Genomic DNA, 11,595 nt, shown 5'->3' on the forward strand with positions numbered 1-11,595 from the left:
CATCTACTAGGCTGGGCTAGTGAGGATAGATCTGCACGCCCACTCAAACATCTCCGACGGCACGGAGCCGCCGGCCGCTGTCATGGCAGCCGCGGCGGCAGCGGGGCTGGACGTCATTGCCCTGACGGACCATGACTCCACGGACGGCTGGGACGAAGCCTCGCGGGCGGCGCTCGAAAACGGGGTGGCACTGGTGCCTGGCATGGAGATTTCCTGCCGCACGGAAGAGGGGATCAGCGTCCACCTGCTCAGCTACCTGCACGACCCGGCCCACCCGGGCTTGCTCGAAGAGATCACCAAGGCCAAGGACGCGCGCCTCACACGGGCCGAACGCATGGTCACTCTATTGGCCGAGGACTACCCGCTGAGCTGGGACGACGTGATCCACCATGTGGCGCCGGGGGCAACCCTTGGACGGCCGCACATCGCCGACGCGCTGGTGGCCGCCGGCGTGGTGGCGGACCGCACTGAAGCGTTCACCTCGATCCTGACCTCGCATTCGCGGTACTTCGTGCAGCACTATGCGCCGGCTCCCGCGCTCGCCGTCGAACTTGTCCGTTCAGCCGGCGGCGTCCCGGTCTTTGCCCATCCGGTGGCGTCCGCCCGCGGACGCGTGGTGGGGGAGCGCACCTACCGGGAAATGATCGACGCCGGACTGGCGGGACTTGAGATCGATCACCGGGACAACACCGAAGCGGGCCGCGAGTTCCTGCGCGGCCTCGCCGCCAGGCACGGCCTGCTCATTACGGGATCGTCGGACTATCACGGCACGGGAAAGCCCAACCTGCTGGGCGAAAATCTGACGGCGCCCGAGGCGTTTGCCCGGATCGAAGAGCTCGGCACCGGCAGCGCGGTCATCCGCTGACCGCCGTTCCCAACTAACTCGCAGTGGTGGCCGTTTTCAGCCCTCAAAACAACAGTAAGTGCGAGTCACTCGGGCGGGTAGGAGGCGAACTCGGCATGCGCGCCCAGGCGCTTGGCCATGACGTCGATGGCCGGCTGGTTCTGATCCACGCACACAAATCTGCGGCCCAGCTTGGCGGCCACGGCGCCGAGCGTCCCGGATCCTGCGAAGAAGTCCAGGCACCAGTCGCCCGGGCGGCTTGAGGCGGCAACAACCCGCCGCACCAGGCCTTCAGGCTTCTGCGTGGGGTAGCCGGTCTTCTCTTTTCCCGTAGGGGAGACGATCGTGTGCCACCAGACATCCGTGGGCAACTTGCCGAGCTCACGCTTCGCCGGCGTCACCAGCCCAGGCGCCATGTATGGCTCCCGGTCCACTTCGGCGCTGTTGAAGTGGTATTTGGCCGGGTTTTTCACGTAAACCAGGATGTTGTCGTGCTTGGTGGGCCAGCGGTACTTGGCGCGCGCCCCGTAGTCGTACGCCCAGATGATCTCGTTGAGGAAGCACTCGCGGCCGAAGATCGCGTCCAGCATGACCTTGGCGTAATGCACCTCGCGGTAGTCCAGGTGCAGGTAGAGCGTGCCGTCGTCAGCAAGCAGGCGCCATGCCTCAACGAGCCGCGGTTCCAGAAACGACCAGTAGTCGCTGAACGCATCGTCGTAGCGGTGCAGGGCGCCCTTGATGGTGTCGTAGGAACGGCCTTTGAAGCCGACACGGTCGCCGTCGCCGCCGGCGTTGAGCACCATTTTGGTTTCCTGGCGCTGCTGGGTCCGTCCCGTGTTGAACGGCGGGTCCACGTAAATGAGTGTGAAGGCGCCGTCCGGCAGCGTGGGGAGGAAATCCGCGTTGTCCGCGTGTACCACCAGGTTGCTGCCGTCCGGCGCCCAGACAGTTTCAGTCATTGAGGCTTTTAGGCCTCGGTGCTGCCCGGCTGTGAGCCGGTTGCCGCGGACTCGCTGCCTGCGACCACTTCGCCGTCGCGGCGGCGGGTGCGCGTGCGGCTGCGACGGGCTCGTGAGGGCTGCTCGCCGTCCGCTGTCGCGGTTGCGGCGGAAGCCGCTGCGGGTGCGCTACCGGCGTCGGAGGCGGAATCGGTGGAACGACGACGGCGGTCTCCCGAACGTCCGCCCGTTTCGCCGCCGGTGCGGCGGCTGCCTTCCCTGCTGCCGGAGCGTGCGCCGTCGCGGCCGCCGGAACGGCCGCTTTCGCGTCCGCCGCTTTCGCGTCCGCCACTGTCCCGTCCGCTGGTGCGGGAGTTCTTCTTGCCGGTCTCTCCCAAGTCCTCCAGGACCTCGGCGTCGACGCCAGCCAGGGTGCGCTTGCTGCGCGGAAGCCTGCCCTTGGTGCCTTCCGGGATGTCCAGCTCCTCGTACAGGTGCGGCGACGAGGAGTACGTTTCGACGGGCTCCGGAACGCTCAGCCCCAATGCCTTGTTGATGAGGCCCCAGCGCGGCATGTCGTCCCAGTCCACGAACGTCACGGCGGTGCCCTTGTTGCCGGCGCGGCCGGTGCGGCCCACGCGGTGCAGATAGATCTTTTCGTCCTCAACACACTGGTAGTTGATGACGTGCGTGACGTCGTCGACGTCGATGCCGCGCGCTGCAACGTCCGTGGCCACAAGGACATCCACCTTGTTGTTGCGGAAGGCGCGCAGGGCCTGCTCGCGGGCGCCCTGGCCGAGGTCGCCATGGATGGCGGCCGCGGCGAATCCGCGGTCCACCAGTTCCTCGGCAACCTTGGCGGCCGTGCGCTTGGTCTTGGTGAAGATGATGGTGCGGCCGCGGCCACGGGCCTGCAGGATGCGGGCCACCACCTCGATCTTGTCCATGCTGTGGGCACGGTAGATCAGCTGGCGGATGTCGCGCTTGGTGAGGCCCTCGTCGTCCGGGTCGGCCGCGCGGATGTGCGTGGGCTTGGTCATGTAGCGGCGCGCCATGGCGACGACCGGTCCGGGCATGGTGGCCGAGAACAGCAGGGTCTGGCGGACGGCGGGGGTGCCGGCGATAAGGGTCTCGACGTCCGGGAGGAAGCCGAGGTCAAGCATTTCGTCGGCCTCGTCAAGGATGACCATCTTGACGTTCTTCAGCACGAGGTGCTTCTGCTTGTAGAGGTCGATGAGGCGGCCGGGGGTGCCGACGACGACCTCGACGCCCTTCTGCAGCGCCTCGACCTGGGGCTCGTACGCGCGGCCGCCGTAGATCGTGGTGATGCGGGCGTTGCGCTTGCGGGCGGCGTTCTGCAGATCATTGGCGACCTGGACGGCAAGCTCGCGGGTCGGCACGATCACGAGGGCCTGCGGGGCGCCGGGCGCGGGCAGCGAGTCATAGCCGGCGTCGTCCGGTCCGACGACGCGCTGCAGCGCCGGGATGCCGAAGCCGAGGGTCTTGCCGGTGCCGGTCTTGGCCTGGCCGATGATGTCGTGGCCGCTGAGGGCGACCGGTAGGGTCATGGCCTGGATCGGGAAGGGGTGCGTGATGCCGGCGTCGGCAAGGGACTCCACGATGTCGGCGCGGACGTCGAAGTCCGCGAAGGTCTTCTCCGCGATCTCGTGCGGCTTTTCGTCCGAGATGATGGTTTCTTCCGGCTCGATGGTCTCGATTCCGGAGTCATCAGAGAGAAGCTGGTGGGTATGCAATTCACTCACAGTGGAGTTTCCTTATTCATTTGGGCATTGGCGCCGCCTGCTCAACGGCCAGCCGCAAGGGCCGTTCCGGAGCACGCTCAGGCGCGCAAGCAAATCCAGTGGAAGCCGATCGCGGGCTATCTAAATACTGGCACTGGGGACCAGCGGGTGTGTCTCAAGATCGCGTAGGGGCGGGCTTGTTGAATTCGAAAATTAAGGAAATCAACGACCGGGCATCCATATCTACCCTTCCAGTCTAACCGGCAAAACCCGTTTCCCTGACGTGCGCGGCGGAGCGCGGGCAGGAGTAGGGCCAGCAGAGGAGGAAGGCGCAGCGCAGCAGGAAGGCGCATCAGGGCAGGAAGGCGCTGCGTAGCGGCAAGTCAACGCCGAGGCATCAGCTTCCTGGCCCGAGTCAGCCGACCAGTTCGAGGTGCACCTCGCGTGTCGCGATGTCCGAGGAGATCAGGCGGACCCGGACTTTGGTGCCCGGCTCCATTTCGCCGGCGCAGCGGGCAGTGACAGCAGGTTCGGCAATCTGGACGATGCCGGACGGGCCAGTGCCGTTGGACGCCTTGCCGTTGGACGCCCTGCCGTTTGAACCCTTCCAGTTCCCGTTTCCGTTCGCATTTCCATTGCCGTTGTTCTTGGCGGGCTTGGACCCTGAGATCACCACGGCGTCGAATTCCTGGCCAATATGGTTGCTGAGCAGGGCCGCTTCCACGGTGTCCAGGGCCAGCCGCTCCATCTTGGCGGCCAGCTGGTCCGAGGACGCCATGATGTCGGGAAGGGAGGGCAGCGCTGCGCGGGCCCAGGCCGGAACGGGGCGGTCATTGCTCAGCGCCTCGCAAATGACAAGGACGAAGCGGTCGATCAGCCGCCGGAGGGGCGCGGTGGTGTGGGCGTACGCCGTGCCAATGGCGGACTGGATGGCGTCGTCCGGAACCGTGCCGTCAAAATAGGTGTACCCGGCTCCGCGGAAGAGCATTCCTGCCGAATGCAGGATGGCGAGCTGCCGGTGGTCGGTGGGATCCAGCGTCCGCAGGTACTCCCCGTAGCTGACTTTTCCGTCCCACGGCTTGCCCAATGCATCGGTCTGGCGCCTGAAATGGGCGAGCGAGCGTTCGTCTGGGGCCGGCATTGTGCGGAGGACGCCCACTTTGCCGTCGAGCATCAGCGAGGCTGCCGCCATGCCGGTCATCAGGGAGATCTGGGCGTTCCAGTCCTCCACCGGAAGCTGCGGGGCCGCCACAATCCGGTAGCCGCCGTCGGGAAGCTGCACGATTTCCTGCTCCGGCATGTTCAGGCTGGCACCGCCGCGGGCCCGCTCGAGCTCGACACGCTTGAGCCCGACTTCGCGAAGGAGCTGCAGGAGCGGGGAGGCGGTTCCCGCATCCAGCTCGGTCTGGACGCCCTTGTAATTGAGCTTCTCACGGCTGCGGACCATCGCCCGCCGCACCAGGGCGGAGACGACCTCGGCCGTTGCGTCGAGTTCGAACTCCCAAACGAACGCCGAACAGAGCTGGCCGGCGAGCAGGCTGCCCGCATTCTCGCTGATGACCTCGGGGTGCAGGGGGATGCGGCCGTCCGGAGCATAGAAGGTCTGGCCGCGGCGGCGGGTTTCGGCGTCGAGGGCGCCGCCGGGCACCACGAAGGACGGCACATCGGCGATGGCGTACAGGATGCGGTAGCCGTCTGCGGATCTTTCGATGAAGAGGGCCTGGTCCAAGTCGGTTGAGGATGGCGGGTCGATGGTCAGGAATTCGACGTCGGTCAAGTCCAGCTCCGGGAGCTGCCGCTGCGCCACAGCCGCCTCGGCCTCCTTGAGCACTTCCAAGGGGAACTGCCCCGGGAGCTCCAGCTCGGTCCGCAGCGCACTCAGGGCCTCCGCCAGGGCATTGGTCTGTTCATGGACGCTGGGGGATAGGCGATGATGTGGCACGAAAATCAGGTTAGCCCGATTTCCGCAGTTAGTCTTGGATTATGGGCACATCCTCGGCTGACACCGCTCGGTACGACCGTTTCGTCGCTGATCTGTTCGGGGTGATGGCATACGGCGAGCTCTCCGCCTTCGAACGGCTGTCGTCGGACGCCCGCTACTCGCCCACGCTCCACGACCGCGCGGTGCTCGGCAGGATTGCCGTCATCGAATTCCAGCACTACGAGCTCGTGAGTGAGAGGCTCGCCGGGATGGGCGTTGACGTCGAGGACGCGATGCTCCCGTTCCAGGCAGCGGTGGACCATTTTCATGAGCGGACGCGGCCCGCGGACTGGTACGAATCCCTGATGAAGGCCTATGTGGTGGACACGGTCTCGGCCGATTTCTACCAGGCCGTGGCCCGCTACGTGGATGCCGGGACCCGGGAGCTTATTCAGCAGATCCAGTCCTCCGAGGAAGCGACGGCGGTCCTCCGCGAGAGGTTGAGGGTGGCCCTTGCCGATGATCCCCGGCTCGCCTCACGGCTGGCGTTGTGGGGACGGCGGCTCCTGGGAGAGGCGCTCACGCAGGCACAGCGCGTGGGCTATGAACACGCCTTCCTGACCGAGCTGATCACTGAAGCGGACAGCGGTGCTGACGACGCCGCGGCCCGGGAGCGGGTGCGCAGCCTCACCTCCGAGCTCGCCGAAAACCATTCCCGGCGGATGGTGCAGCTCGGTCTGAGCGGCTAGTTCAGGCCTGCCACCGGCGCGCCTGCGCCCTTCACTCCGGCGTTCTCCGCTCCCGCATCCAGGGCCTCGAGCAGTTCGGCTGCCGCGGCCTCCGGATCCGGCGCCTCGGTGATAGCCCGGACGACGACGATCCTGCCGGCGCCCGCTGCCGCGACCTGCTCCACGTTGGTGAGGTCGATCCCGCCGATGGCGAACCAGGGCAGCAGCAGGCCGCCGACCCTTTCCTCGTCCGCCGCCCTTACGGCCTCCGCCGCATAGCGGACAAGATCGAGCCCGACGGCGGCCCGGCCGGGTTTGGTGGGGGTGGCCCACACCGGGCCAACGCAGAAATAGTCCAGACCGCTTCGCCCGGGGGAGGCGGCGATCGCGGCATCCACCTGGTCAGGGGTGTGCGTGGACAGCCCGATCACCGTGGCGTCATGCAGCAGCTTCCGTGCGGAGCGCAGCGGCAGGTCCTTCTGGCCGATATGGAACACCGGGGCCCCGGACAGCGACGCAATGTCTGCCCGGTCATTGACGGCCCAGAGCCGGCCATGCCTGTGGGCTGCCTGGCGCACAACTTCCAAGAGTTCGAGTTCCTCGGCCGCCTCGATGGTCTTGTCCCTCAGCTGGATGATATCCACCCCTCCGGCGAAGGCCGCATCAACGAAATCGGTGAAATCGCCGCGCTCCTTGCGGGCATCGGTGCAAAGGTACAGTCGGGCGGTGGTGTGGACATCATGCGCGGTCATGGCAACCAGCCTAGTTCCTCTAAACTGGGCAGGTACCGCGGGAGCCCGCTGCAGCTGTCACAAACGCCGCAGGGCTGAGAGGGCGTAAGAGCCGACCGCTTGACCTGATCCGGTTAGTACCGGCGTAGGGAAGGATTTCCATGCAGCTTGGATCCGGCGGGAGCACTTCCGCCACAAACACTTCTGCCGCGGAACCGCTGCACGCTGACGTTGCCGTCATCGGCGGCGGCGTGATCGGCCACGGGATTGCCTGGGAGGCGAGGCGTTCAGGACGCTCAGTGGTGCTTATTGACGATGCGCCGGGGACGGGGGCCAGCTGGGCCGCTGCGGGAATGCTCGCCCCTGTCAGCGAGCTGCACTACCAGGAGCAGGAACTCCTGGAACTGATGCTCGAATCCTCTGCCAGATGGCCCGATTTCGCCGCGGCGCTCGCCGATGGCGGAGCCGGCAGGGAGACCGGTTATCTTTCGACGCCGACCATCGCCGTCGGTGCGGACCCCGCCGACCGCCGCACCCTGACGGACCTTCGGGAAGTCCAGCAGGCGTGCGGCCTGGTTGTCGCGCCGCTGACCATCCGTGAGGCCCGGTCGCGGGAGCCGCTGCTCAGCCCGGGCATCTCCTGTGCGCTGGACATCCCGGCTGACCACCAGGTTGATCCGCGGATGCTGGTGGCAAGCATCGCAGCTGCGCTGGCCCGCCACGAACCCGGTTCGCGGACGGCCGTTGCCGGTGCAGAAAACGGCTATGAGATCAGGGAAAACGCTGCCGGCCTGCTGTGGGACGGCGGGCAGCGCGAACGGGTCTGCGGCGTCCGGCTGGCGGGCGGCGGCACTGTGCGTGCCGCCGAAACCGTGGTGGCCAACGGACTCGCGGCGGCGTCGCTGGATGGACTGCCGGACGGGCTGAAGCTGCCCCTGCGCCCGGTCTACGGCGACATCCTCAGGCTCCGGGTTCCCGCGCACCTCCGGCCGCTGCTTACGGCCACGGTCCGGGGCATTGTCCGCGGAATACCCGTCTATCTTGTTCCGCGGCAGGACGGAACGGTGGTTATCGGCGCCACCCAGAGGGAGGACGGGCATTCAGCCCCCAGCGCCGGCGGGGTCTACCAGCTCCTCCGCGACGCCCAGGTGCTGGTGCCGGCCGTGGCAGAACTCGAGCTCCTGGAATCGACCGCCAGGGCCCGGCCGGGTACCCCCGACAACGCCCCGTTGCTGGGCCGCGTACCCCTCGGCGGCATTACGGCGGGGCAGGGCAGCACCGTGCGGCACGGAAGCACGGCGGGCCGGGCGGGCACTGCGGCCGACGGGGGGCTGCGGGCAACTGTTGCCGGGCTCATCATCGCCACCGGGTTCTTCCGCCACGGCGTGCTGCTGACGCCAGCCGCAGCCGCCATCTGCCGCGGGCTGATGGACGGCGTGGAGGACAAACGCTGGCACGCCTTCCGTCCGGAGCGGTTTTCGGCCGGGCGCCCCGCCGCGGCGGGCGCAGCCGCCCCGGGCAACGGCACACCGGCCAGCTGCGCAACGGGCACAGTCACATTTGACCGAGACAAGGAACCAGCATGAACATCACACTGAACGGCAACCAACACGCAGTGGGCGCAGGCGCCTCCGTGACAACTCTGGTCAGCAACGTCACCGGGCGGACACTGGCTGCAAACGGGCAGGCGGCCGACGGCCAGCGGCTTGGCGTGGCCGTGGCCCGCAATTCGGAGGTTGTGCCAAGGAGCCAGTGGAACAGCACGGCGCTCGCCGAGGGCGATGAAATCGAACTCGTCACGGCAGTTCAGGGAGGATGAGGACGATGACTGAAACAACGACAGCGGCGACCGGCACGACTGATAAGGCGACGGGCAGGGCGGGGTTCAAGGCAGACCCCCTGGTCATCGACGGCGTGGAGCTGACCTCGCGGCTGATCATGGGCACCGGCGGGGCTCCGAGCCTGGACGGACTGGGCGCGGCGCTCCTGGCCTCCGGCACCGAACTGACCACGGTGGCCATGCGCCGCTATTCGCCCGCCGAAACCGGATCCCTGTTCCAGCTGCTCCTTGACCACAACATCCGTGTGCTGCCGAACACGGCCGGCTGCTTCACGGCACGCGACGCCGTGATGACGGCGGAACTCGCCCGCGAGGCCCTGGAAACGGACTGGGTCAAACTCGAAGTCATCGCCGATGAGCACACTCTCCTGCCGGACGCGGTGGAACTCGTGGATGCCACCGAACAGCTCGTCAGCCGCGGCTTCAAAGTCTTCGCCTACACGAACGACGATCCGGTCCTGGCGCTGCGCCTTGAAAACCTGGGTGCGGCGGCCGTCATGCCGCTGGGATCGCCGATCGGCACCGGCCTGGGAATCTTGAATCCCCACAACATCGAGCTGATCGTGTCCCGCGCCTCCGTCCCGGTGGTGCTGGACGCCGGCATCGGCACAGCCTCCGATGCCGCACTGGCCATGGAGCTGGGCTGCGACGCCGTGCTCCTGGCCACCGCCGTGACCCGGGCGCAGAACCCGGCCCTGATGGGGGAGGCCTTCAAACACGCGGTTATCGCCGGTAGGCTGGCGAAAGCGGCCGGGCGGATCCCGCGCCGCGAGCATGCCTTGGCGTCATCGGCCATGGAAGGCCGGGCGGAGTTCCTCTAACCCGGATCACCGCGGCCCGTCCGGCGGGCAGGCTTAGCCCGTAACCTCGCCAAGGAGTCAGCAGTGGCCGCCACGGACGACATCCTCACCCGCCCCCAGATCGACGAGGCCCTCGGGGGCCTGCCGGACTGGCGTTACCGGCTCGGCGGACTGGTCACCGTCTATAAGACGCCGACGGCGGCCGGCGCGCTTGAGCTGATTGCCGCCGTCGGGCGCCTTGCGGAAGAACGCAACCACCATCCGGACCTGGACTGGCGCTACAACCGCGTGTTCATCCGGTTCAGTTCCCATGACGCCGGAACGGAGGTGACGGCACGCGACGTCGGCGCCGCGGCCGCGGTCAGCGAGGCAGCCGCAGCGGCGGGTGCCCAGGCGGAGCCGGGACTGTACCGCACAGTGGATATTGGGATCGATACGGCGGCCGCAACAGAGATATCGGAGGTCTGGCGCGTTGCCCTGGGCTATAAGAAGGGCCGGTTCGGCGATCTTGTGGACCCTTACGGCCGCGGTCCGGGTCTGTGGTTCCAGGAAACGGATACCCCGAATGACAACCGCCTCCATCTGGACATCCACCGGTCCAAGGCTGAATCCGCGCCCGTCCTGGACAAGACCGCGGCAACCGGCGCGTTAATGAACAGTGACCACGCACCCATGTGGGTGGTGGTCACTGACGCTCAGGGTAACCGGTTGTGCCTGTGCACCGAGGAAGGCCACGGACCGGATCTTTGAGCCAGCCGGGTCGCGGGTGGCTCCCTACATCTTCAGGGCCGCGGTCAGCCGCTGCGTGTCCTGCCTGGAACGGACCCGGCCAAGGAACACCGCTACCGCTGCAGCCGCCGAGGTGCCGGCCGCCATGGGAAGTATCCACGGAATCCACGTGAGGCCCGGCTGGTAGCCGAGGCCCGCCCAGATGCAGATAATCCAGGCGAGCATCCCAACCGCCGTGGCCACGCCTGCCGGCAGGATCATGCCGTACTTGGCATGGCGCTTGTCATTGGCCCAGACAATGAAGCCTGCAGCAACGGTGACCAGGAAGACGATGACGAGGGACAGCACGGCTTGGCCTAGAGTGCGCCGAAGCCGACCCGGCGGACTTCTTCCGCGCCGATCTCGACATAGCCCAGAACGCTGGCCGGAATAATAATCTGGCGGCCCTTCTCGTCGCTCAGCCGCAGCTCCGTGCCCTTCGCGAGGGACTCCGACACAACCTTGGCCACGGAGTCAGCATCCTGGGTCGATTCCAGCACAATTTCGCGGCCGATGTTCTGAATGCCGATCTTTACTTCCACAGCAAGGCCTCCCAGCCAATCAATGTTGAATCATTTCCAAAGGTAGTTCTCCCTTTGTAGTCTAGGTCTCTTTGGGGAAGCGAGAGATTCCGCGCCAAGCTAAACGGTAGATCAGGTCACTGGCCACATCCAGGTCCAGGTTTCCGTCCGTCTCAAGCCAATAGCGGGCGCTGACCTGGGCCATGCCGGCAAGACCCCGGCCCAGCAGCTGGGCCTCCAGGAGCGGCAGCTTGGTGTCTTCCGCAATGACGCGCGCGATGGCGTCGGCGAAAGCCTTGTTGAAAGTCTCAAGGCGCGAACTGACGTCGGGATCGTTGATGAGGTCAGACTCGAAGACAAGCCGGTGCGCCTGGTCGTCGCTGTCGATGAAGCGGTAGTAGGCCCGCATGACAGCCTGGACGCGCTCCTTGTTGTCGGTGGTGGAGTCGAGCGCCCCCATCATGAGGTCAGTCAGCGCGCTGAGGTGGCTGTCCAGGAGCGCGAGGTAGAGCTCGCGCTTGGACGGAAAGTGCTGGTACAGCACCGGTTTGCTCACATGGGCAGTTTCCGCGATCTCGTCCATTGCGGCGCCGTGGTACCCATTGGCGACGAAGACCTCCTGCGCGGCCGTCAGCAGCTGGGCACGGCGCTCATCGCGGGGCAGCCTGGCCGACCGCTGCCCGGCGGCGCGGGGGGCGCCGGAAGAGGAATGCGCAGCCTGAGTTCGATCAACCGGTGCATCGTGAACCACTGTGGCCTTCT

At 66.8% G+C, this 11,595-nt stretch carries 13 protein-coding genes and 1 riboswitch; of the genes, 6 read left to right on the plus strand and 7 right to left on the minus strand.

Annotated elements, in window-relative coordinates; all coding sequences use genetic code 11:
* Positions 1–19: 19 nt before the first annotated feature.
* Positions 20–865: a PHP domain-containing protein gene (locus LQ144_RS12695; RefSeq protein WP_230119067.1), complete on the plus strand. Its 846-nt coding sequence runs from the start codon at positions 20–22 to the stop codon at positions 863–865.
* A 65-nt stretch (positions 866–930) separates the two neighbouring features.
* Here LQ144_RS12695 and LQ144_RS12700 read toward each other — a convergent pair whose 3' ends face one another.
* The 3 genes from LQ144_RS12700 to LQ144_RS12710 all read right to left on the minus strand — a co-directional run bounded on the left by LQ144_RS12700 (position 931) and on the right by LQ144_RS12710 (position 5,466).
* A complete protein-coding gene (locus tag LQ144_RS12700) occupies positions 931–1,803 on the minus strand; it encodes a site-specific DNA-methyltransferase (RefSeq protein WP_230119068.1) in 873 nt (290 codons plus the stop codon).
* Between the two features lie 8 nt (positions 1,804–1,811).
* On the minus strand, positions 1,812–3,545 hold the full coding sequence (locus tag LQ144_RS12705) for a DEAD/DEAH box helicase (protein ID WP_230119069.1): 1,734 nt from the start codon (positions 3,543–3,545) through the stop codon (positions 1,812–1,814).
* 394 nt (positions 3,546–3,939) lie between these two features.
* Positions 3,940–5,466: an RNB domain-containing ribonuclease gene (locus LQ144_RS12710; protein WP_230119070.1), complete on the minus strand. Its 1,527-nt coding sequence runs from the start codon at positions 5,464–5,466 to the stop codon at positions 3,940–3,942.
* Between the two features lie 41 nt (positions 5,467–5,507).
* Between LQ144_RS12710 and LQ144_RS12715 the strand changes: the two genes are divergently transcribed.
* Positions 5,508–6,194: a ferritin-like fold-containing protein gene (locus LQ144_RS12715; protein WP_230119071.1), complete on the plus strand. Its 687-nt coding sequence runs from the start codon at positions 5,508–5,510 to the stop codon at positions 6,192–6,194.
* Here the strand turns inward: LQ144_RS12715 and thiE are convergent.
* The gene (gene thiE / locus LQ144_RS12720; protein WP_230119072.1) at positions 6,191–6,925 is read right to left on the minus strand and encodes a thiamine phosphate synthase; all 735 of its coding nucleotides are present in this window, start codon (positions 6,923–6,925) and stop codon (positions 6,191–6,193) included. The genes LQ144_RS12715 and thiE overlap by 4 nt on opposite strands.
* A gap of 27 nt (positions 6,926–6,952) precedes the next feature.
* A riboswitch (TPP riboswitch) is annotated at positions 6,953–7,073 on the plus strand.
* On the opposite strand from thiE, the gene thiO reads away from it, so the two are divergent.
* The 4 genes from thiO to LQ144_RS12740 all read left to right on the plus strand — a co-directional run bounded on the left by thiO (position 7,066) and on the right by LQ144_RS12740 (position 10,294).
* Entirely contained in the window at positions 7,066–8,490 is a 1,425-nt protein-coding gene (gene thiO, locus LQ144_RS12725) for a glycine oxidase ThiO (protein WP_230119073.1), read from the plus strand. It overlaps the preceding riboswitch by 8 nt.
* On the plus strand, positions 8,487–8,723 hold the full coding sequence (gene thiS, locus LQ144_RS12730; protein WP_230119074.1) for a sulfur carrier protein ThiS: 237 nt from the start codon (positions 8,487–8,489) through the stop codon (positions 8,721–8,723). The genes thiO and thiS overlap by 4 nt, the downstream gene beginning before the upstream one ends.
* Before the next feature lie 5 nt (positions 8,724–8,728).
* Positions 8,729–9,565 carry a thiazole synthase gene (locus tag LQ144_RS12735; protein WP_290369764.1) on the plus strand — a complete coding sequence of 279 codons (837 nt, stop codon included), beginning with the start codon at positions 8,729–8,731 and terminating at the stop codon, positions 9,563–9,565.
* Positions 9,566–9,628: 63 nt separating this feature from the next.
* Positions 9,629–10,294, plus strand: a complete 666-nt coding sequence (locus LQ144_RS12740) for a 4a-hydroxytetrahydrobiopterin dehydratase (RefSeq protein ID WP_230119075.1) — start codon at positions 9,629–9,631, stop codon at positions 10,292–10,294.
* Positions 10,295–10,318: 24 nt separating this feature from the next.
* On the opposite strand, the gene LQ144_RS12745 is transcribed toward LQ144_RS12740, so the two are convergent.
* The 3 genes from LQ144_RS12745 to LQ144_RS12755 form a co-directional block, all read right to left on the minus strand.
* On the minus strand, positions 10,319–10,621 hold the full coding sequence (locus LQ144_RS12745) for a hypothetical protein (RefSeq protein WP_230119076.1): 303 nt from the start codon (positions 10,619–10,621) through the stop codon (positions 10,319–10,321).
* A gap of 8 nt (positions 10,622–10,629) precedes the next feature.
* The gene (locus LQ144_RS12750; protein ID WP_230119077.1) at positions 10,630–10,854 is read right to left on the minus strand and encodes a DUF3107 domain-containing protein; all 225 of its coding nucleotides are present in this window, start codon (positions 10,852–10,854) and stop codon (positions 10,630–10,632) included.
* Between the two features lie 61 nt (positions 10,855–10,915).
* Positions 10,916–11,584, minus strand: coding sequence for a TetR/AcrR family transcriptional regulator (locus LQ144_RS12755; protein ID WP_230119078.1), 669 nt, complete (start codon positions 11,582–11,584; stop codon positions 10,916–10,918).
* Positions 11,585–11,595 lie beyond the last annotated feature (11 nt).

This window comes from Arthrobacter sp. Bi83, from assembly GCF_918698095.1.
Classification (GTDB): Bacteria; Actinomycetota; Actinomycetes; order Actinomycetales; family Micrococcaceae; genus Arthrobacter.

Coding starts and splice junctions, on each gene's coding strand:
- thiE (WP_230119072.1), bottom strand. CDS start 6,925: ATGACCGCGCATGATGTCCACACCACCGCCCGACTGTACCTTTGCACC.
- thiO (WP_230119073.1), top strand. CDS start 7,066: ATGCAGCTTGGATCCGGCGGGAGCACTTCCGCCACAAACACTTCTGCC.
- thiS (WP_230119074.1), top strand. CDS start 8,487: ATGAACATCACACTGAACGGCAACCAACACGCAGTGGGCGCAGGCGCC.
- LQ144_RS12735 (WP_290369764.1), top strand. CDS start 8,729: ATGACTGAAACAACGACAGCGGCGACCGGCACGACTGATAAGGCGACG.
- LQ144_RS12700 (WP_230119068.1), bottom strand. CDS start 1,803: ATGACTGAAACTGTCTGGGCGCCGGACGGCAGCAACCTGGTGGTACAC.
- LQ144_RS12715 (WP_230119071.1), top strand. CDS start 5,508: ATGGGCACATCCTCGGCTGACACCGCTCGGTACGACCGTTTCGTCGCT.